This window comes from Sphingomonas sp. GV3 (assembly GCF_031082075.1).
Lineage (GTDB): Bacteria > Pseudomonadota > Alphaproteobacteria > Sphingomonadales > Sphingomonadaceae > Sphingomonas > Sphingomonas beigongshangi.
Window position 1 is genome coordinate 772,925 of the sequence record NZ_JARWLE010000001.1, and the last position, 20,725, is coordinate 793,649.

At 68.4% G+C, this 20,725-nt stretch carries 20 protein-coding genes; 12 read left to right on the forward strand and 8 right to left on the reverse strand.

Annotated elements, in window-relative coordinates; translation table 11 throughout:
* Nucleotides 1-145: 145 nt before the first annotated feature.
* Genes RF701_RS03515 through fghA form a run of 3 tightly spaced genes read left to right on the forward strand, consistent with a single transcriptional unit; the run spans nt 146 to nt 2,501 of the window.
* Complete coding sequence (locus RF701_RS03515) at nt 146-1,258, forward strand: S-(hydroxymethyl)glutathione dehydrogenase/class III alcohol dehydrogenase (protein ID WP_210358583.1); 1,113 nt, start codon at nt 146-148, stop codon at nt 1,256-1,258.
* A gap of 23 nt (nt 1,259-1,281) precedes the next feature.
* Nucleotides 1,282-1,665, forward strand: coding sequence for a VOC family protein (locus tag RF701_RS03520; protein WP_203309972.1), 384 nt, complete (start codon nt 1,282-1,284; stop codon nt 1,663-1,665).
* The gene (gene fghA / locus RF701_RS03525) at nt 1,665-2,501 is read left to right on the forward strand and encodes an S-formylglutathione hydrolase (protein ID WP_308814100.1); all 837 of its coding nucleotides are present in this window, start codon (nt 1,665-1,667) and stop codon (nt 2,499-2,501) included. The genes RF701_RS03520 and fghA overlap by 1 nt, the downstream gene beginning before the upstream one ends.
* Nucleotides 2,502-2,504: 3 nt before the next feature.
* Here the strand turns inward: fghA and RF701_RS03530 are convergent, their stop codons facing one another.
* The 4 genes from RF701_RS03530 to RF701_RS03545 form a co-directional block, all read right to left on the reverse strand.
* Entirely contained in the window at nt 2,505-3,026 is a 522-nt protein-coding gene (locus tag RF701_RS03530) for a GNAT family N-acetyltransferase (RefSeq protein WP_308814101.1), read from the reverse strand.
* Nucleotides 3,026-3,448 carry a nucleoside-diphosphate kinase gene (ndk, locus tag RF701_RS03535; protein WP_115381414.1) on the reverse strand — a complete coding sequence of 141 codons (423 nt, stop codon included), beginning with the start codon at nt 3,446-3,448 and terminating at the stop codon, nt 3,026-3,028. The genes RF701_RS03530 and ndk overlap by 1 nt, the downstream gene beginning before the upstream one ends.
* Nucleotides 3,449-3,547: 99 nt before the next feature.
* Entirely contained in the window at nt 3,548-3,988 is a 441-nt protein-coding gene (locus RF701_RS03540) for a DNA polymerase III subunit chi (RefSeq protein ID WP_308814102.1), read from the reverse strand.
* Nucleotides 3,988-5,445 carry a leucyl aminopeptidase gene (locus RF701_RS03545; protein ID WP_308814103.1) on the reverse strand — a complete coding sequence of 486 codons (1,458 nt, stop codon included), beginning with the start codon at nt 5,443-5,445 and terminating at the stop codon, nt 3,988-3,990. The genes RF701_RS03540 and RF701_RS03545 overlap by 1 nt, the downstream gene beginning before the upstream one ends.
* 164 nt (nt 5,446-5,609) lie before the next feature.
* Here RF701_RS03545 and RF701_RS03550 point away from each other — a divergent pair, with 164 nt between their 5' ends.
* From RF701_RS03550 to rsmA, 4 genes are all read left to right on the forward strand, one after another.
* Nucleotides 5,610-7,865 carry an LPS assembly protein LptD gene (locus RF701_RS03550; RefSeq protein WP_308815609.1) on the forward strand — a complete coding sequence of 752 codons (2,256 nt, stop codon included), beginning with the start codon at nt 5,610-5,612 and terminating at the stop codon, nt 7,863-7,865.
* Between the two features lie 94 nt (nt 7,866-7,959).
* Nucleotides 7,960-9,324, forward strand: coding sequence for a peptidylprolyl isomerase (locus tag RF701_RS03555; protein WP_308814104.1), 1,365 nt, complete (start codon nt 7,960-7,962; stop codon nt 9,322-9,324).
* A 1-nt stretch (nt 9,325) separates the two neighbouring features.
* Nucleotides 9,326-10,369, forward strand: coding sequence for a 4-hydroxythreonine-4-phosphate dehydrogenase PdxA (gene pdxA / locus RF701_RS03560; RefSeq protein WP_308814105.1), 1,044 nt, complete (start codon nt 9,326-9,328; stop codon nt 10,367-10,369).
* A complete protein-coding gene (gene rsmA / locus RF701_RS03565) occupies nt 10,366-11,202 on the forward strand; it encodes a 16S rRNA (adenine(1518)-N(6)/adenine(1519)-N(6))-dimethyltransferase RsmA (protein WP_308814106.1) in 837 nt (278 codons plus the stop codon). The genes pdxA and rsmA overlap by 4 nt, the downstream gene beginning before the upstream one ends.
* Before the next feature lie 88 nt (nt 11,203-11,290).
* On the opposite strand, the gene RF701_RS03570 is transcribed toward rsmA, so the two are convergent.
* Genes RF701_RS03570 through guaB form a run of 3 tightly spaced genes read right to left on the reverse strand, consistent with a single transcriptional unit; the run spans nt 11,291 to nt 14,477 of the window.
* Entirely contained in the window at nt 11,291-11,791 is a 501-nt protein-coding gene (locus RF701_RS03570) for a tetratricopeptide repeat protein (RefSeq protein ID WP_308814107.1), read from the reverse strand.
* A gap of 31 nt (nt 11,792-11,822) precedes the next feature.
* Entirely contained in the window at nt 11,823-12,995 is a 1,173-nt protein-coding gene (locus RF701_RS03575) for an RsmB/NOP family class I SAM-dependent RNA methyltransferase (protein ID WP_308814108.1), read from the reverse strand.
* Between the two features lie 24 nt (nt 12,996-13,019).
* Nucleotides 13,020-14,477 (reverse strand): IMP dehydrogenase, encoded by a 1,458-nt coding sequence (guaB, locus tag RF701_RS03580; protein ID WP_210358575.1) that lies wholly within the window; start codon nt 14,475-14,477, stop codon nt 13,020-13,022.
* Nucleotides 14,478-14,638: 161 nt separating this feature from the next.
* On the opposite strand from guaB, the gene RF701_RS03585 reads away from it, so the two are divergent.
* The 3 genes from RF701_RS03585 (at nt 14,639) to RF701_RS03595 (ending at nt 16,545) form a co-directional block, all read left to right on the forward strand.
* Nucleotides 14,639-15,604 carry an SPFH domain-containing protein gene (locus tag RF701_RS03585; protein ID WP_308814109.1) on the forward strand — a complete coding sequence of 322 codons (966 nt, stop codon included), beginning with the start codon at nt 14,639-14,641 and terminating at the stop codon, nt 15,602-15,604.
* A complete protein-coding gene (locus tag RF701_RS03590) occupies nt 15,601-16,053 on the forward strand; it encodes an NfeD family protein (RefSeq protein ID WP_308814110.1) in 453 nt (150 codons plus the stop codon). The genes RF701_RS03585 and RF701_RS03590 overlap by 4 nt, the downstream gene beginning before the upstream one ends.
* A gap of 75 nt (nt 16,054-16,128) precedes the next feature.
* On the forward strand, nt 16,129-16,545 hold the full coding sequence (locus tag RF701_RS03595; RefSeq protein ID WP_308814111.1) for a thioesterase family protein: 417 nt from the start codon (nt 16,129-16,131) through the stop codon (nt 16,543-16,545).
* A 105-nt stretch (nt 16,546-16,650) separates the two neighbouring features.
* Here the strand turns inward: RF701_RS03595 and RF701_RS03600 are convergent, their stop codons facing one another.
* The gene (locus tag RF701_RS03600) at nt 16,651-18,267 is read right to left on the reverse strand and encodes a phosphoenolpyruvate carboxykinase (RefSeq protein WP_374758587.1); all 1,617 of its coding nucleotides are present in this window, start codon (nt 18,265-18,267) and stop codon (nt 16,651-16,653) included.
* Nucleotides 18,268-18,459: 192 nt separating this feature from the next.
* Between RF701_RS03600 and RF701_RS03605 the strand changes: the two genes are divergently transcribed.
* Both RF701_RS03605 and RF701_RS03610 read left to right on the forward strand, forming a co-directional pair.
* The gene (locus RF701_RS03605; protein ID WP_210358573.1) at nt 18,460-19,170 is read left to right on the forward strand and encodes a response regulator transcription factor; all 711 of its coding nucleotides are present in this window, start codon (nt 18,460-18,462) and stop codon (nt 19,168-19,170) included.
* Complete coding sequence (locus RF701_RS03610) at nt 19,139-20,710, forward strand: stimulus-sensing domain-containing protein (protein WP_203309987.1); 1,572 nt, start codon at nt 19,139-19,141, stop codon at nt 20,708-20,710. Before RF701_RS03605 ends, RF701_RS03610 begins: the two co-directional genes overlap by 32 nt.
* Nucleotides 20,711-20,725: the final 15 nt, after the last annotated feature.

A 20,725-nucleotide genomic window follows, 5' to 3' on the forward strand; every position in this document is an offset into this window, starting at 1 on the left:
CGAAATCGGGTGTCAAACCGCCACCTCTCCAAATGTCGTTTCAAATGCGACTAGCAGGACGGCCGCCCGGATCAACCCTCGACGCTTGCGGCGCGCGCGCGCCTTGCCTACCGCAAGCGTCAATAACGTACCGGAGCCTGCCGCCATGAAGACCCGCGCCGCCGTCGCCTTCGAAGCCAAGAAGCCGCTGGAGATCGTCGAGCTCGACCTGGAGGGCCCGAAGGCCGGCGAGGTCCTGGTCGAGATCATGGCGACCGGCATCTGCCATACCGACGCCTATACGCTCGACGGCCTCGACAGCGAGGGGCTGTTCCCCAGCGTGCTCGGCCACGAAGGCTGCGGCATCGTGCGGGAAGTCGGCGCGGGCGTGACCAGCGTCGCGCCCGGCGACCATGTCATCCCGCTCTACACGCCCGAATGCCGCCAGTGTAAATCCTGCCTCAGCGGCAAGACCAACCTGTGCACCGCGATCCGCGCGACGCAGGGCAAGGGTCTGATGCCCGACGGCACGACCCGCTTCAGCTACAAGGGCCAGCCGATTTTCCATTATATGGGCTGCTCGACCTTCTCGAACTTCACCGTCCTGCCCGAGATCGCGGTCGCCCGGATCCGCGAGGATGCGCCCTTCGACACCAGCTGCTACATCGGTTGCGGCGTCACCACCGGCGTCGGTGCCGTCGTCAACACCGCCAAGGTCCAGCCGGGCGAGAACATCGTCGTGTTCGGGCTGGGCGGCATCGGCCTCAACGTGATCCAGGGCGCGAAGCTGGCGGGCGCATCGCGGATCATCGGCGTCGACATCAATCCCGACCGCGAGGCATGGGGTCGCCGCTTCGGCATGACGCATTTCCTCAATTCGAAGGGGATGTCGCGCGAGGAGACGATCGCCGCGCTCCTGGCGCTGACCGACGGCGGCGCGGACTATACGTTCGACGCGACCGGCAATACCGAGGTGATGCGCACCGCGCTCGAGGCGTGCCACCGCGGCTGGGGCACGTCGATCATCATCGGCGTCGCCGAGGCGGGGAAGGAGATCGCGACGCGACCCTTCCAGCTCGTCACGGGGCGCAACTGGCGCGGCACCGCGTTCGGCGGCGCGCGCGGCCGCACCGACACGCCCAAGATCGTCGACTGGTATATGAACGGTCTGATCGAGATCGATCCGATGATCACGCACCGGCTGACGCTGGAGGAGATCAACAAGGGCTTCGACCTGATGCATGCGGGCGAGTCGATCCGCAGCGTCGTGATCTACTGACACCAAGGATAGGGAGAGGATTTATGTTCAGTCACGTCATGCTCGGCGCCAACGATGTCGAGGCATCCAAGGCTTTCTATGATGCGGCGCTCGGCGCACTGGGCGCGGCGCCGGGTCGTGGCGACGACAAGGGACGCGTCGTCTATGCCAATGGCGGCGCCCTGTTCATGCTGACGCGACCGATCGACGGTCAGCCGGCGTGCCACGCCAATGGCGGCACGGTCGGGTTCAGCGCGAAGAACACCGATGCGATCGACGCCTGGCATGCCGCCGGCCTGGCGCATGGCGGCAGCGCGTGCGAGGACCCGCCCGGCTGGCGCCAGACGCCCTTCGGGCCGCTGTACCTCGCCTATCTGCGCGATCCCGCCGGCAACAAGGTCTGCGCGGCATTCCGCGAGGCGCGCTGATGGATATCGTCTCGACCGCGCGTGCGCATGGCGGGACGCAGGGCGTCTACCGTCATGCCAGCGCGGCGACGGGCACTGACATGACCTTCGCGGTCTTCGTGCCCGATCACGCGCCAGGCGCGACCCTGCCCGTGGTCTGGTATCTGTCGGGCCTGACCTGCACCCATGCCAATGTCATGGACAAGGGCGAATATCGCCGCACCTGCGCCGATCTCGGCCTGATCCTCGTCGCGCCGGACACCAGCCCGCGCGGCGAGGACGTGGCGGACGACCCTGCCGGCGCCTATGACTTCGGCCTTGGCGCCGGTTTCTACGTCGACGCGACGGAGGCACCCTATGCGGCGCACTACCGGATGTGGTCCTATGTCACGGACGAGCTGCCGGCGCTGATCGGCAGTGCCTTTCCCGCCGACATGGCGCGCCAGTCGATCATGGGACATTCGATGGGCGGACACGGGGCGCTGACCATCGGCCTGACGTTCCCGGAGCGGTTCCGGGCGGTGTCCGCCTTCGCGCCGATCGTCGCGCCCAGCCAGGTGCCGTGGGGCGAGAAGGCGCTGGGCGGCTATATGGGCCAGGATCGGGCGGCATGGCGGCGGCACGACGCGGTCGCGCTGATCGAGGACGGCGCGCGCGTCCCCGCCCTGCTCGTCGACCAGGGGGATGCGGATCAGTTCCTGCGGGAACAGCTGCGGCCCGAGCTGCTGGCGGACGCCTGCGCCGCGGCGGGCATCGACCTGACGCTGCGGATGCAGGCTGGCTACGACCACAGCTATTTCTTCGTCTCGACCTTCATGGCGGACCAGCTCGGCTGGCACGCGGCACGGCTGCGCTGAGGTTCAGAGGTTCCGCGCGTAGACGAAGTCGTCGCACCAGGTCACGCCGACCTTGAAGCGGCGTTCGGCGACGACGGCGAAGCCGTGGCGTTCGTAAAAGGCGCGGGCGCGGGCATTTCCCGCGAACACGCCGAGCAGCATGCGCGTCGCGCCGATCGCGCGCGCATCAGCGACCGCGCGGGCCATGAGCGCCGGGCCGAGGCCGGTGCCCTGCATCCGGGACAGCGTGTAGATGCGGCGCAACTCGATGTCGCCGACGCGCGTCTCGCCCACCTCCTCCGGCGGGGTCAGCAGCGAATAGCCGATCGGCGCGTGACCGGACGCATGCTCCGCCAGCGTCAGGACGCTGGCCGGATCGCGGCTCCAGGCGTCGAACCGGTCCGCGCTGCTCTTGGCGGCGAGATGCGCCAGGATGTCGACGCCCGCCAGCACGCCGGCGAACGTCTCCAGGAAGCTGGCCTGCGCGACCAGCGCGACTGCGGGCGCATCCTCGGGAGACGCACGCCGCAGCCGCCAGTCGGTCATCAGCCGACGATCTCTTCGGGCTTGAAGAAATAGGCGATCTCGATCTCGGCATTCTCGTCCGAGTCCGAGCCGTGCACCGTGTTCGCCTCGATCGATTCGGCCAGTTCCTTGCGGATCGTGCCGGGCTCGGCGTTCGCCGGGTTGGTCGCGCCCATGATGTCGCGGTTGCGCTGCATCGCGTTCTCACCCTCGAGAACCTGCACGACGACCGGACCCGAGATCATGAATTCGACCAGGTCGTTGAAGAAGGGGCGCTCCTTGTGCACCGCGTAGAAGCCTTCGGCCTGTTCGCGGGTCATGTGGATGCGCTTCGAGGCGACGACGCGCAGGCCGGCGTCCTCTAGCATCTTGGTGACCGCGCCGGTCAGGTTGCGACGCGTGGCGTCGGGCTTGATGATCGAAAAGGTCCGGTTCGCGGCCATGATGGTCACGGAGCTCCTGTGGTTGGGCTGTCGTTGGAAGTGGCGCTGCCCTAGTGGCCGGAACGGGACTTGGCAACAATCAGCGATCGGCAGGCGCGATCAGGCGGCGCGCTCCCAGCGGCCGGTGTCCGACTGTTTCCAGTATCGCCGTTCGACATCCGCCGCGTCGCCCAGTCCCCGCCAAGCCGTTCGGGCCGCCTGGATATGGTCTTCGCCGAAGAAGTGGAACGCGCGGTCGAAGGTCAGCGCCTCGTCGCGCCAGCGGCCGTCGACGATGGCGACATGGCGCGCGCCGTTCGCCGCATCGACGCTGCCCGCGATCAGCACCGGCTGCAGCGCATCCCCACCCCCGCCGGCCTGGGCATGCGGCAGAAAACTTTCGGGATCGTAGATCCAGAGCAGGCGGTCGAGCTGCGCCCGCTGCTCCGGATCCTCCGCAACGATCAGCAGCCGCGCGCCGCTCGCCACCACCTTCTCGGCGATCTGCGGCAGCGCGCGGTCGAGCGGCGTCGTGGTCAGGTGATAGAAATCGACCTGCATCAGCCCTCGAAATTGGCCGAGACGAACCGGTCGAGCAGGCGGACGCCGTAGCCTGTCGCACCCTTGTCGTGGTGGCTGCCAGGCTTGTCCGCCCACACCACGCCGGCGATGTCGAGATGCGCCCACTTCACGCCGTCGTCGACGAACCGCTTGATGAACTGCGCGGCCGTGATCGAGCCGGCGCCGCGCGGTCCGACGTTCTTCATGTCGGCGATCGGGCTGTCGATCAGCTTGTCATAGGCATCGGCGAGCGGGAAGCGCCACAGCTTGTCGCCGCTCGCGCTGGCCGCGGCAAGCAGCTGCTCGGCAAGGCCGTCGTCGTTGCTGAACAGCCCGGCATGCTCGTTGCCCAGGCTGATGATCATCGCGCCGGTCAGCGTCGCGAGGTCGACCAGCGTGGTCGGCTTGAACGTCCGCTGCGTCCAGGTGATCGCGTCGGCGAGCACGAGGCGCCCCTCGGCGTCGGTGTTGATCACCTCGATCGTCTGTCCCGACATCGACGTCACCACGTCACCGGGCCGCTGTGCGTTGCCGTCGGGCATGTTCTCGACGAGCCCGCAGACGCCGACGACGTTGACCTTCGCCTTGCGCAGCGCGAGCGTCTTCATGACGCCGGCCACCGCGCCGGCGCCGCCCATGTCCCATTTCATGTCCTCCATGCCCGCCGCGGGCTTGATGGAGATGCCGCCGGTGTCGAAGGTCACGCCCTTGCCGACGAAGGCGATCGTCGGCGCGCCTTCGCCGCCGCCGTTCCACTTCATTGCGAGGATGCGGCCGTCGCGCACGGAGCCCTGGCTGACGCCGAGCAGCGAGCCCATGCCGAGATCGCGCATCGCCGCTTCGTCGAGCACCGTGATATCGAGCCCGAGGCCGTCGACGTCCCGCCGGACATGATCGACGAAGCTTTCCGGATACAGGATGTTGGGCGGCAGCGTGACGAGCGTGCGCGTCAGCGCCATGCCCGCGGTGACCGCGGCGGCATCCGCCCAGGCGGCGTCGGTCCCCTGCGCCGAGCCGGCAATCGTCACGACGCGCAAAGTCGGCTTCTGCTTCTCGGGCAGCCTGGTCCGATAGGCGTCGTAGCGCCAGGCGCGCTGTGCGGCCGCGGCCGCGAAGGCGGTGACGGCGGCGGCCGTAACACCCGAGGCGGATACGTCGACCGCGACCTCCTCCACGCCCGACGTCAGCAGCTTGGCGACGAGCGCACCTCCGGCCTTCTGCCAATCCACTTCGCTGCCCGCGCCGGTGCCGACGAGCAGCACATGACGCGCGCCGGACCCGGCGGGCACGAACACGTCGACCACCGCGCCCGCATCGCCCTCGAACCGCGCCGCCCTTGCGGCCGCGGCGACGACCGCGCCGCCGCCGGCCAAGTCGGGCAGCCCGGCGCCCTTGGCGACGGGAACGGCCACGACGACGGCGTCGGGCGAAACGGCGGGAGCGAAACGAACGTCCATGCGAACAAATCCTGTGTCTTTATCGTTGAACGCCGATCTAGGACCCGCCGGCGATAAGCACAACGATTGCAGGGCCGCACGGGTGGTGCGATAGGCGAAAACCGCATGCGTGCCGTTCAGGGCGGCGCAACTGCGGCGTATTGAAGGGGTGAGTGTTTATCATCGTGTCGCGTCTGCAACTCCTGGCCGGCTGTGCGCTGCCGCTCGTCCTGTTCGCCGCGCCGGCTGTCGCCCAGTCGCTGAGCGACAGGCCCGTCTCCCCTGCCCCGGTCTCGGACGCAGCTTTGGCCAAACCCGCGCCGCCGCCGGCGGCGGGTGAGGACCAGATTCGCTTCAGCGCGGACGCGCTGGAGTATGACACCAACACCGACATCGTGACCGCGAGCGGCGAAGTGCGCATGTATCGCGAGACGGAACGGCTGCGCGCCGACCGCGTGGTGTGGAACCGCAAGACCGGCCGGGTGACCGCGACGGGCAATATCGCGGTGACCAACCCGCAGGGCGATACCGCCTATGGCGATTCGATCGAGCTGACCGACTCGCTCAAGGATGGCGTGGTCGACAACATGCTGATCGTGCTAAACCGCGGCGGACGCCTCGCCGCCGAAAAGGGCACGCGCGACGCCAATGGCGTGGTGGAGCTGCAGACCGCCGCCTACACGCCCTGCGCGGTCGCGACCTCGGCCGGCTGCCCGAAGGAACCGTCGTGGAAGATCACGGCGGTGCGCATCACCTATCGGCCGGACCGCAAGCGGCTCTATTACGGCGGCGGGTCGTTCCACCTCTTCGGCCTGCCCGCGCTGCCGCTGCCCGCCTTCTCTACGCCGGTAGGCGGCGGATCGGAGAGCGGGTTGCTTATGCCCGATTTTCAGATCAGCCAGTCGAACGGGCTGGAACTGATCGCGCCCTATTACGTCAAGCTCGCCCCCAACAAGGGGCTGACGCTGACGCCGCATATCTTCTCCAGCGAAATCCCCATGATGCAGGCGCAGTATGAGGCGCTGGGACAGACGGGCGCCTTCCGCATCACGGGCTATGCCACCGAAAGCCGGCGCAGCGACGACCTGACCACGATCACCGCCAACCAGACCGAACGCGCGTTCCGCGGCTATCTGGACGGCGTCGCCCGCTATCAATTGACCCCCGACTGGACGCTGAGCGGATCGCTGCGGCTGACGACGGACCGTACCTTCCTCCGCCGCTACGACATCTCGCGCGACGATCGCCTCCGCACCACGGCGTCGCTCGAACATATCGATGCCGACAGCTATTTCGCGATCACCGGCTGGTATGTGCAGACGCTCCGCGTGGGCGACGTCCAGGGGCAGCAACCGATCGCCCTGCCCGAGATCGACTATCGCCGCCGGCTCGACCTGTTCGGCGGCAAGTTGCAGCTGCAGGGCAATTCGCTCGCGATCACCCGCACCGCGGGCCAGGATACGCAGCGGGCCTTCGTTGCCGGTCAATGGGACCTGCGGCGGCTGACCAACTGGGGCCAGGAGGTGACGCTGACGGCCTATGCGCGTGCCGACGTCTACAATACCGACAATATCGCGAGCACCGCCGTCGCAAGCTATCGCGGCCTCGACGGTTTCCACGGCCGCGCGATCGGCGCACTGGCCGCGGACGTCAAATGGCCGTTCGTCGGCAGCTTCCTCGGCGGCACGCAGGTGCTGACACCGCGGGTACAGATCGTCGCTTCGCCCAAGGTCGCCAATCTCGACGTGCCCAACGAGGACGCGCGCGCGATCGACCTGGAGGATTCGAACCTCTTCGCGCTCAACCGCTTCGCCGGCTACGACCGGTTCGAGGACACGACGCGCGTGACCTATGGCGCGGAATGGGCGGTCAACATCCCCGGCGTGTCGTTCAATGCCGTCATCGGACAGAGCTATCGCCTGACGCAGCGTCCCACGATCCTGCCGCAGGGTACGGGTCTGTCGGACCGTTTCTCCGACATCGTGGGAAGGACCGAACTGCGCGTCCACGATTTCGTGTCGATCACGCATCGCTATCGCCTGGACAAGGACAGTTTCGCGGTACGCCGCAACGAGGTGGACGCGACGGTTGGCTCGCGCAGCACCTATGTCCTCGTCGGCTACCTCCGCCTCAACCGCAACATCACGCCCAGCATCGAGGACCTGCAGGATCGCGAGGAACTGCGCCTCGGCGGCCGCGTGCAGGTCACGCGGTTCTGGTCCGCCTTCGGCTCGACGGTGATCGACCTCACCAACAAGTCGGAGGACCCGCTGTCGCTGTCCGACGGATTCTCGCCGGTCCGGCATCGGTTGGGCGTGCAATATGAGGACGACTGCCTGCGGCTTGGCGTGACGTGGCGGCGAACCTACCAGGACACGGGCGACGCGCGCGGGGGCAACGCCTTCCTGTTGTCGCTGGCGTTGAAGAACATCGGTCGCTAAGCCCGCATTCAGCCGGCCGAGGGCATAGGTCGGATTCAAGCGGACGGATCAAGGCGCGCGGCCTGCGCGCACAGCTGTAGGATAACGGGAACACGTGACGCATCGAATTCGACCGGCGGCCCGGCTGGGCCGGATCATGGGGTGGGTGGCGCTGACGGCGATGGCCGGCGGCGCGGTGGCGCAAACGGTGACCGATCAGAGCACGCCCGAAACCGCGCTGGACATCCCGGCCAATCTGCAGATCTTCGGCAAGGTCGATCCCAACGTCCGCAAGCCGACGGCGATCGTCAACGACTTCGTCATCACCGGCACCGACGTCGACCAGCGGCTGGCGCTGATCATCATGAGGAACGGTGGAAAGGCGCCGCCAACGGAGCAGCTCGAACAGCTCAAGCTCGAGATACTTCGGCAGCTGATCGACGAGACGTTGGAGATTCAAGAGGCGAAGAGCGCCGATATCACCGTCACGCAGGCAGAAATCGAACAGGCAATGAACGGCCTGGCGAAACAGATGGGACGGTCCGTCAGCCAGCTACGCGGCGACTTGCGCGCTGCGGGCTCTTCGGAACGCTCTGCCCGCCGCGCGATCGAGGGCGAGCTTGCCTGGACCCGGTACCTGCGCCGCAAGGTCGAGCCCTTCGTCAACGTCGGCGACGAGGAGGTGAAGGCGATCATCGACCGCCTGCAGGCGTCGAAGGGGGCGGAGGAATATCACCTCCAGGAGATCTACCTCAGCGCCAACGACGCCAACCGCGAACAGATCGCGGCCAATGCGCGGCAGATCATCGGCGAGCTGCAGAAGGGGCAGCAGCCGTTCGAATTCTATGCTCGCAGCTATTCCGAAGCCTCGACCAAGGCGGTCGGCGGCGATCTCGGCTGGCTACGCTTGGCGACGCTGCCGCAGCCGCTCGCGGAAGCCGCGCAGCAGATGCAGGTCGGCCAGGTCGCCGGCCCGATCGCGACGCCCGGCGGCTTCTCGATCCTCTACCTGCTCGACAAGCGCACCGTCGGTGCGGCGGACCCGCGCGACGCGCGGCTCAGCCTCAAGCAGCTGACCATCCATTTCCCCGCCAACACGACGATGGCGCAGGCGCAGGCGCGCGCGGGTACGTTCGCCCAGGCGCTCAAGCAGATCCAGGGCTGCGGCAGCGTGGAGAAGGTCGCCGCATCGGTCGGCGCGGAGGTCGTCGACAACGATTCGGTGCCGGTGCGCAGCGTCCCCGATCCGCGGCTCCAGCAGATCCTGCTCGGCCTGCAGGTCGGTCAGGCGACGCCGCCCTTCGGCTCGCCGCAGGACGGCGTTCGCTCGCTCGTCCTCTGCGGTCGCGACGATCCGCAGCAGAGCAATCTGCCGAGCGCGAATCAGATCCAGGGCCAGCTCGAGCAGCAGCGTGTAAACCTGCGCGCGCAGAGCAAGCTGCGCGACCTGCGGCGCGACGCGGTCATCGAGTATCGCTGACGTGACCGACCCGGGCACAGCGCGCGTGGGATCGGCGACCGCCCCGCTCGCGGTGCCGCTGGGCGATCCCGCCGGGGTCGGGCCGGAGATCATCGGCAAGAGCTGGGCGGTGCGGGGAGTCCGCCGCCTGCCGCCATTCATGGCGGTGGGCGACCGGCGCGCGATCGCGCGGGTCTGGGACGGTCCGATCGCGACCGTCGCGGACGCCGCGGAAGCCCTGGCGGTGTTCGACCGCGCGCTGCCGGTGCTGCCCGCGCGCGAAGCGGGCGAGATCGTAGCCGGTGAGCCCGACGTCGCCGGGGCGCACGCCGCCTTCGACGCCCTGGAAGTCGCGACGCGCGCGGTGCGGACCGGCGAGGCGCGCGCGCTGGTGACCGGACCGGTATCCAAGGCGCAGCTGTACGGCGTCGGCTTCGACTGGCCGGGCCAGACCGAATTCGTCGCGGAACGGTGCGGCGTCGCGGAGGAGGACGCCGTGATGATGCTGGCCGGTCCGTCGCTTCGCGTCGTGCCGATCACCACGCACGTTCCGCTGGCCGAGGTTAGCCGCCTGCTGACGGTCGACCTGATCCTCGCCCGCGCGCGCGTCACGGCCGCCGGCCTGCGGACGGGGTTCGGCATCAAGGGACCGCGGCTCGCCTTCGCGGGCCTCAACCCGCATGCCGGAGAGGGCGGCGCGATCGGACGCGAGGAAATAGAGGTGATGGCGCCCGCGATCGCACAGCTGCGCGCCGAGGGGATCGAGGCGACCGGCCCCTTCGCGGCCGACACGCTGTTCCACGCCCGCGCGCGATCCGCCTATGACGTGGTCCTGTGCCCCTACCACGACCAGGCGCTGGTGCCGATCAAGACGCTGCATTTCGACGAAGGGGTCAACGTGACATTGGGCCTGCCGATCGTACGCACGTCGCCCGATCACGGCACCGCGTTCGGCCTTGCCGGGCGCGATACGGCGCATCCCGGCGCGATGATCGCGGCGATCGCCATGGCGGGCCAGATCGCCGACCGTCGCTTCCCCGCCGGCGTCGCCGCGGTCGCGGCGTGAGTGCGTCACCGGTCGGGGGTCCCCTCCCCCCGCTGCGCGAGGTGATCGCGCGCTACGGTCTCTCGGCCAGCAAGGCGCTGGGCCAGAATTTCCTCTTCGACGGCCAGCTGCTGGCGCGGATCGCGGCGGTGCCCGGCGACCTCGACGGCGCCGAGGTGCTGGAGGTGGGGCCGGGCCCGGGCGGTCTAACCCGGGCACTGCTGCTCGCGGGCGCGCAGGTCACCGCGATCGAGCGCGACCGCCGCTGCATCCCCGCGCTCGAGGAGCTGGGCGCCGCCTTCCCCGGCAAGCTGCGCCTGATCGAGGGCGATGCGCTCGCGGTGGACGCCCCCGCCCTCTTCACAGGGCGGCCGCACATCGTCTCCAACCTGCCCTACAATGTCGGAACCGCGTTGCTGGTCGGCTGGCTGACGGGACCGTGGCAGCCATGGTGGCAGTCGCTGACCCTGATGTTTCAGAAGGAAGTCGCCGAGCGGATCGTCGCGACGCCGGGAAGCGACCATTACGGCAGGCTCGCGGTGCTGGCGCAGTGGCGCAGCACGGCGAGGATCGCGATGCCGGTCCATCGCTCCGCCTTTACCCCGCCGCCAAAGGTGATGTCCGCTGTCGTTCATATCACCCCGACGGAGCCGCCGGCGGGCGTCGACGTGGCGGTGCTGGAAAGGGTGACAGCCGCGGCTTTCGGCCAGCGCCGCAAGATGCTGCGGCAAAGCCTGAAGGCGGTACCGGGTGCGCTCGCGGCAGCGGAGGCGATCGGGATCGACGCGTCCCGACGCGCGGAAACGCTGACCGTGGCCGAATTCGTCGCCATTGCGCGCGCGGCGGACGGCTGATCGCATCCTCCGCCCCGCTGCTAACAATCGCGAGATCGCGATACCCGATCCCGCCACCGCCTGCCCGCACACTCATACGGCGACAGCGTCAGTCCTTGGCGGCGGTCGGCTTCGCTTGCGTCTGCGCGGTGGTGACCGGCGGCCCCTTCGCGATGGCGGCCGCCAGCTGGTTCGCCTCCGGGCAGGCGCCCTTGCACAAGGTCCGGATCTTCGCGAGATTGGCCTTTGCCAGCGTCACCGCCCCCTTGGCGACCAGCGCCTCGCCCTGGCCCTGCAACGCGGCCACGTCGTTGGGTTCAAGGGACAGCGCCTCGCGGTAGAGGCGGATCGCGGTGCCGGGCAGGCCGCGTGCGTCCGCCGTCTCGGCCAACACGACATAGGCCTGGCGATTGCGAGGATCGACCGCGAGCGCGGTCTCCAGCAAGTCCGTGGCGCCGTCGAGATTGCCGGCCGCCTTCGCCGCCTTGCCCTGAGCCAGCAACTGCATCGAACGGGCGTCGATCTGGTCGTCCGGCCGCTGGCCGTGCAGCGAGGTCGACACGCACACCAGGGTCAACGTGGCGGCGATGGCGACGGAGGTCACGCGCATGAAGGTCTCCACAGGGGGCACGGCCCGCAAGCTAGCAAAGCCGGATCAGCCGCGCGACAAAAAAGCCGTCGGTCCCGTCGTGCGCGGGATCGAGGCGCAGGCCGCTGCCGCGCGGCCGGCCGGCCGGCAGATCGAGCGGCTCGGCACGCCAGCCGGGAGAGGTGGCGAGGAAGGCGTCGACCTGTGCCGCCCCCTCCGCATCAAGGAGCGAGCAGACGATGTAGACCAGCGCCCCGCCCGGCCGCACGAGCGGCGCCGCGAGCTCCAGGACGTGGCGCTGCTGCTGCGCGAATCGTTCCAGCCGCTGTGGCGTGAGGCGCCAGCGCGCCTCGGGATTGCGACGCCACGTCCCGGTCCCCGAACAGGGCGCATCCACCAGGACCGTATCCGCGGCGCCTGCAAAGGGCGCGAGCGCTGCCGCCTCGCGTCCCGCATCGAGCAGCAGCGGCCTGGCGATCGTGACCCCCGCCTTTTCCGCGCGCGGCGCCAGCCTCGACAGCCGGGCGCGGTCGACGTCGCTCGCGATCAACTCGCCGCGATTGTCCATCGCCGCGGCGAGCGCGAGCGTCTTGCCGCCGCCACCTGCGCACAGGTCGATGATGTTCTGGCCGGGCTCCGCGCGGGCGGCGAGGCTGACGATCTGGCTGCCCGCGTCCTGCACCTCCACGCGCCCGGCGAGCGGTTCGACGTTGGTGCCGTTGGGCAGGCGCAGCGCGTCGGGCAACCCGGCCACGGCTTCACCGCCGATCTCCGCACGGATCGACGCGACGTCCGTGCGAAGCCGGTTGACCCGGATATCGAGCGGCGCGCGGGCGACCAGCGCTTGCTGAGCCGAAACCGGGACGTCCGATGCGATCAGCGCCGCGCTGAGCCATGATGGCATGACCCCGGCAGCGGCGGCGGGCTCGGCCGGATCCAGCGAGGCCGGTCCATGCGCCGATCCGTCGAAAGTGGCAGCAAGCGCGTCGTCCTCCCGCGCCAGCCCGACCAGCGCGGCGCGACCATTCTCGGGCAGTTCCCCGGCGCGGCGGATCGCCGCATAGACGAGGTCGCGCACCGCGCGCCGGTCCTTGGCGCCGGCATAGCGACGGCTCGCGAAATAGCGCGCGACGAGCGTGTCCGCCGCCGCACCGCCGCCGCGTGCCGCGTCGACGACCTGGTCGAGAATGTCGATCGCGGCCTGGCTGCGCGCCGCGGGCGTCATCGGCCGACTCCCGTCACCGCTGCCTCATCGGGTCGGATAGTTCGGCGCCTCGCGCGTGATCGTCACGTCGTGCACGTGGCTTTCCTTCAGCCCCGCGCCGGTGATCTGCACGAATTGCGCGCGGCTCTTCAGGTCGGGGATCGTCGCCGAGCCGGTATAGCCCATTGCCGCCTTGATGCCGCCGACGAGCTGGTGGATGACGTCGCGTGCCGGCCCCTTATAGGCGACCTGCCCTTCGATCCCCTCCGGCACCAGCTTCATCTGGTCCTTGATATCGCCCTGGAAATAGCGGTCGGCGGAGCCGCGACCCATCGCGCCGACCGACCCCATGCCGCGATAGGATTTGTACGCCCGTCCCTGGTACAGGAAGGTTTCGCCCGGCGCCTCTTCGGTGCCGGCCAGAAGCGATCCGACCATGCAGGTGGCGGCCCCAGCGGCCAGTGCCTTGGCGAGGTCGCCGGAGGTGCGCAGGCCGCCGTCCGCGATCACCGGTACGCCCGACTTGGCGGCCTCTTCGGCGCAGTCCATGACCGCGGTGAGCTGCGGCACGCCCACGCCGGCGACGACTCGCGTCGTGCAGATCGATCCCGGACCGATACCGACCTTGATGCCGTCCGCGCCCGCGTCCACCAGCGCGCGCGTCGCCGCCGCGGTCGCGACGTTGCCCGCCACGACCTGAACCGAATTGCTCAGCTGCTTCACCCGCTCGACCGCCCGCGCGACGTCGCGATTGTGGCCGTGCGCCGTGTCGATCACGATCAGGTCGCATTCCGCGTCGACAAGGGCCTCCGTCCGCTCGAAACCCTTGTCACCGACCGTGGTCGCCGCGGCGACGCGCAGGCGGCCGGCCGCATCCTTGGTCGCGTCGGGATAGGTGACCGCCTTTTCGATATCCTTGACCGTGATCAGCCCGACGCAGCGATAGGCGTCGTCGACGACGAGCAGCTTCTCGATGCGGCGCTGATGGAGCAGGCGGCGCGCCTCGTCCTGGCCGACGTCGGTCGAAACCGTCGCGAGATTGTCGCGGGTCATCAGTTCGGCGACCGGCTGCTTCGGATTGCCCGCGAAGCGGACGTCGCGGTTCGTGAGGATGCCGACGAGCCGTCCGTCCGCCTCGACGACCGGGATGCCGCTGATCCGATGGTTGGCCATCAGCGCCTGCGCCTCCGCCAGCGTCGCGGTCGGGGCGATGGTGATCGGATTGACGACCATGCCCGACTCGAAGCGCTTGACCTGGCGCACCGCCGCCACCTGTTCCTCGACGGTCAGATTGCGGTGGAGGACGCCGATACCGCCGAGCTGGGCCATGACGATCGCCATGTCCGCTTCGGTCACCGTGTCCATGGCCGAGGACAGGATCGGGATGTTGAGCGCGATGCCCCGCGTCACCTGCGTGCGCGTATCCGCGCTGCTCGGCAGGATATCGGACTCCTGCGGCACGAGCAGGACGTCGTCGAAAGTGAGGCCGAGCCGGATATCCAAGATGCCGTTCCTCGCATGGCGTGGGGAAGTGGCGGGCCATGTAACCGCGGTCCGCCCGATTAGCTAGGGGGTCACCGACATGGCCTTACGGTTCGGCCGCGCGGGGTGCTATAGAGATATGGGGCACCGGCGCGTGAGTCGGCATCCCGGGGAGGGCCGACATGGGGATTACCATCGCAGCATTCGCCTTGGCACTGGTGCTGTTCTACCTGATGACCAGCATCAAGATCGTGCGCCAGGGCTACCAGTACACGATCGAGCATTTCGGCCGCTACACCACCACCGCCGCGCCGGGCTTCAACTTCTACCCGGCGTTCTTCTATCGCGTCGGCCGCAAGGTGAACATGATGGAGCAGGTGATCGATATCCCCGGACAGGAGATCATCACCAAGGACAACGCGATCATCTCGACCGACGGCGTCGTCTTCTTCCAGGTGCTCGACGCGGCAAAGGCCGCCTATGAGGTTTCGGATCTGTACGTCGCGCTGCTCCAGCTGACGACGACGAACCTGCGCACCGTGATGGGGTCGATGGACCTGGACGAGACCTTGTCGAAGCGCGACGAGATCAATGCGCGCCTCCTGTCGGTGGTGGATCATGCGACGGTGCCGTGGGGCGTCAAGATCACCCGCGTCGAGATCAAGGACATCCGCCCGCCGGCCGACATCGTCGCCGCCATGGGCCGCCAGATGAAGGCGGAGCGCGAGAAGCGCGCCAACATCCTCGAGGCGGAGGGCACGCGGGCCAGCGAGATCCTGCGGGCCGAGGGCCAGAAACAGGCGCGCATCCTGGAGGCGGAAGGCCGGCGCGAGTCTGCCTATCGCGACGCGGAAGCGCGCGAGCGCGCGGCGGAGGCCGAGGCGAAGGCGACGCAGGTCGTGTCCGACGCGATCGAGAGTGGGTCGACGCAAGCGATAAACTATTTCATCGCACAGAAATATGTCGAGGCCGTCGGCAAGTTCGCGACCAGTCCCAACGCTAAGACGATCCTGTTCCCGGTCGAGGCGACCAACTTGATCGGCACGCTGGGTGGCATCGGCGAACTTGCCAAGGAGGCCTTGGGCAAGCCGTCCGCGGCGGCGTCCGCCGAGCCGCGGCGCGGACCTTTCGAGCTGCCCAAGCCGTGACGCTCGACGGGATCGGCGGAGCGGCGGGCGCTTGGCTGATCGCGGCGCTGGCCCTCGGGCTCGCCGAGCTGGTTATCCCGGGCGTGTTCGCCGTCTTCCTGGCGATCGCCGCCGGGATCGTCGGGCTGACCCTGCTGGCTCTGCCCGAGTTGCCCGCCGCGGTGCAGATCGCTGCCTTCGCCGCGTGGAGCATCGTTTCGGTGCTGATAGGCCGTCGCTGGTATTGCGACTATCCGGTCGAAACCAGCGATCCGCAGCTCAACGACCGTGCCGCCCGCATGATCGGCCAGGTGGTGGTCGTCGAGCAGCGCGTCGATGCGGAGGGCGGCCGCGTACGGGTGGGCGACGGCAGCTGGCCCGCGCGCGGTGCCCCGGCGGACCGTGGCGCACGCGTCCGCATCAGCGCGATCCGCGACGGCGTCGCAATCGTCGAACCGCTGGCCGATTGATCGACAATTCCTCCACTTGGCGCATTCTAACCGATTGTCGCTGCGCTGCCATCAATGCGATGCTATATAAGACGGGTGAGCGACAGCATCCCCTTCGACGTGCCGATCGGCGTCGACCCCGCCGACATCGACTTCATGGGTCACGTCAACAACGCCAGCTATCTGAAGTGGGTGCAGGAAGCCGTGGTCAGCCACTGGCAGAAGCTCGCGCCCGCCGACGCGGTCGCCACCCACCTTTGGGTCGCGCTGAAGCACGAGATCACCTATCGCAAGCCGACCTTCCTCGGCGATGACGTGATCGCCACGGTGTTGCTCGAAAAGGTGCAGGGCGCGCGCGCGTTCTACGACACCGTCATCCGGCGCGGCGAAGAGGTGCTGGCGGAAGTGAAATCGAGCTGGTGCTGCCTGGACGCCGAGACGCTGAAGCCGGCGCGCCTCGCGCGCGAGGTCATCGACCGGTTCTTTCAGCCACCCGATCAGGCCAAGGCCTGACGGCGCGTACGCCGCCGCGACGGGCGGGCCGAAGCACCGTTCCCCTCCTCGTGCCGGCCAAGGGGAACAGCGCTTCGGTTTTCGACCGGCAGGCGGCGCCGAGGATCAGGCCGCCTCGGTGCTCCGGGGCGCAGCCTGGCGTACACCGTCGTCGACGTGATCGGCGAACTGCGCGAAATTCTCCACGAACAGATCGACGAGCCTTGCCGCCGCGGCGTCATAAGCGGCCTTGTCCGCCCAGGTCGCCCGCGGATCGAGGATCGCGCTGTCGACTCCCGGGACCGCGACCGGCACCTTGAACCCGAAGTTCGGATCGGTACGGAACTCGGCGTCCTTCAGCGACCCGTCTAGCGCGGCGTTGAGCAATGCTCGCGTGGCCTTGATCGGCATGCGATGCCCGACACCATATTGGCCGCCCGTCCAGCCGGTATTGACCAGCCAGCAATCGACCCCGCCCTTGGCGATCCGCTCCTTCAGGAGATTGCCGTAGATCGAGGGATGGCGCGGCATGAAGGGGGCGCCGAAGCAGGTCGAGAAGGTCGCGTCCGGTTCCGTCACGCCGATCTCCGTACCGGCGACGCGCGCGGTATAGCCGGACAGGAAGTGATACATCGCCTGATCGGGCGTCAGCTTTGCGATCGGCGGCAGGATGCCATAGGCATCCGCGGTCAGCATCACGATGTTGCGCGGCACGCCGCCCATATTCTCGTCGGACGCGTTCGGGATGAAATCGATCGGATAGGCGCCGCGGCTGTTTTCCGCGAGGCTGTTGTCGTCCAGATCGAGCTGGCGCGTGACCGGGTCCATCACGACATTCTCCAGCACGGTGCCGAAGCGCTTGGTCGTCGCGAAGATCTCGGGCTCGGCCTCCGGCGACAGGCGGATCATCTTGGCATAGCAGCCGCCCTCGAAATTGAAGACCGCGGTATCAGACCAGCCATGCTCGTCGTCACCGATCAGGGTGCGCTGCGGATCGGCGGAGAGCGTCGTCTTCCCCGTGCCCGACAGGCCGAAGAACACGGCGGTCGATCCGTCGGCGCCCATGTTCGCCGAGCAATGCATCGGCATCACGCCACTCGTCGGCAGCAGATAGTTGAGGATGCCGAACACAGACTTCTTCATCTCGCCGGCATAGCGGGTCCCGCCGATCAGGATCAGCTTCTCGGTGAAGTTTACCGCGATGACGGTTTCGCTGCGGCAGCCGTGGCGGGCCGGATCGGCGCGGAAGCTGGGCAGGTCGATGATCGTATATTCCGGCTCGAACCCCTTCAGCTCGTGCTCCTCCGGGCGGACCAGCATCGTCCTGATGAAGAGGTTGTGCCACGCGAGCTCGTTGATGACGCGCACCCGCACGCGGTGCTCGGGCTGGGACCCGCCGTACAGGTCCTGCACGAACAGGTTTTCCTTGTCGCGCAGCGCGGTCAGGAAATCGGCCTTCAGCGCTGCGAACGCGTCCGGGGTCATGCCCTTGTTGGTCTTGCCCCACCAGACCGTGGCGTCGGTCTCCGCATCGCGGACGATGAACTTGTCCTGCGCGGACCGGCCGGTGTGCGCGCCGGTTTCCACGACCAGGGGCCCGTCGGCGCTGAGCTTGCCCTCGCCGCGCGCGACGGCGGCTTCGACCAGCCTCGCGGTGACCATGTTCCAATGGAGATCGGCGCGCGTCTCGATACCCTGCCGGTCGAGACCTGCGTGCGGAATACGCTCGTTCACAGGCAACATCCTCCCACGTCAAAATCGCCTGCGCGCGCGTCCTGGGGAGGGAAAGTACGCGCGCCGGCCTGTACCTTCCCGCTTACGCAGCAAAACCGCAGGCGTCAAACCGGCGGTTTCCGTAACGTCATGTCCGATACGGTTGAGCCGGGCGCCGCTTTGACGTACCGCGGAGGCGATGATCAGCAAGGCCTGCCCCGCATGACCGCGACGATCGCGCTGGTCGACGACGACCGCAACATCCTGACCTCCGTCTCGATCGCGCTGCAGGCGGAGGGCTTTTTGACCCGCGTGTATAGCGACGGAGAGGCCGCGCTGAAGGCGTTGACCGACAATCCCCCCGACCTTGCGATCTTCGACATCAAGATGCCGCGGATGGACGGTTTGGAGCTGCTGCGGCGACTGCGCGAGAAGAGCCAGATCCCCGTCATCTTCCTGACCAGCAAGGACGACGAGCTGGACGAGGCGCTCGGCCTCGCCATGGGTGCGGACGACTATATTGCCAAGCCGTTCAGCCAGCGGCTGCTGATCGCCCGGATCCGTGCCATTTTGAGACGGACGGACCTGGCGATGCCGCAGGAGAGCGGCAACGAGACCGTGGAGCCGACCCAGCCGATCGAGCGGGGACGGCTGAGCATGGATCCGGCGCGGCACCGCACCACCTGGGCCGGCGACGTGGTGACGCTGACGGTCACGGAATTCCTGATCCTGGAGACGCTCGCGCAGCGCCCCGGCATCGTAAAGACGCGCAACCAGCTGATGGACGCCGCCTATCACGACGACATCTACGTCGACGACCGGACGATCGACAGCCACATCAAGCGCCTGCGCCGCAAGTTCCGCCAGGTCGACCCCGAATTCGACGCGATCGAGACGCTCTATGGCGCCGGATACCGATTCTCCGAAGAGTGACGGCGGCGAAGGGCGCGACCTCGCGCTCCGCTGGTCCGGCCACATCTCGCTCACGCGGCGTATCCTCGCCGTCAACATTGTTGCGCTGCTGCTGCTCGCGGGCGGCTTCTTCTATCTCGATTCCTACCGCAGCCGCATCGTCGACAGCCGCGTCGCGCAGACGAGCCGCGAATCGGAGCTGATCGCTGAGTCGCTGGCGATGGTGGAGCCGGCACAGCGCGACGCGTTGATCGAACGCCTGTCGCGCGACACCGGCACGCGCCTGCGCATCTTCGACCGCAACGGCGCGACGGTGGCGGACAGCCGAGCGCTCGGCGTCCGCAATGCCGTGCTGCTCGATCCCGACAAGCAGCCCTGGAACCAGACGGTCGCACGTTTCCTCGATGCCGTGATCGACACCGTCGTGGGCGCGGCCCGGGCGCCCCTGTACCGCGAACGGACCGATGGGCGGCAGTGGCCGGACGTCGCCGCGACCGCCCGCAACGTCGTGTCGACCAGCGTCTGGCGTGCGCCGGACCGTACGCCGGTGATCACCTCCGCCGCACCGTTGCCGCAGGGACAGGCGGTGATGACCACCGTCAACGCGCGCGACATCACCCAGACGGTGCGCATCGAGCGGTTCCGCCTCAGCCTGGTGCTGGCCGGCGTGACGCTGGTCTCGATCCTGCTGTCGCTGTTCCTCGCGCGGACGATCGTGCGCCCCTTGCGGCGCCTTGCCCGTGCCGCGGTGCGAGTCCGGCTGGGACGTGCGCGCGAGGTCGTCGTTCCCCGCCTTCCCTCACGACGCGACGAGATCGGCAGCCTGGCGCGCGCGCTGTCCGACATGAGCCTGGCGCTGCGGGCGCGGATCGACGCCACCGAAGCCTTTGCCGCGGACGTGACGCACGAGCTGAAGAACCCGCTGGCCTCGCTGCGGTCGGCGGTCGAGGGGCTGGGCCATGTCAAGGACCCGGCCTTGCAGGAGCAACTGCTCGCGATCGTGCGTGACGACGTCCATCGGCTGGACCGGCTGATCACCGACATTTCGGAAGCGTCGCGGCTGGACGCGCAGCTCAGCCGGGCCAAGTTTGAGGCCGTCGACGTCGGTGCGATGATCGCAGGGCTGGTCGCGCAGCGTCAGGCACGCGGGCTCGCGCACGGCGTGCGCCTGGTCTTCGATCGCGCGGAGGGCGACTTGGTCGCGAACGGCGAAGGCGCGCGGCTGGAGCGCGTATTCGACAATCTCATCGACAACGCCCTGTCCTTCTCTCCCGACGGGGGCCTGGTCGCGATCTGGGCCGGCCGGCAGGATGCGATGATCGTCGTGCGCGTCGAGGACGAGGGCCCCGGCGTCCCCCAGGAGGCGCGCGACATGATCTTCCGGCGCTTCCAGTCGATCCGGCCGTCGACCGAGGCGTTCGGCCAGCATTCGGGACTGGGCCTTGCCATTGCGCGCACCATCGTCGAGGCGCATCAGGGCACGATCGCGGTCGAATCGCGCGAGGATCGCCTGAGCGGCGCGCGATTCGTCGTCCGCTTGCCGGGCGCCGAGGTTCAGTAGAGGCGATTGAACGAA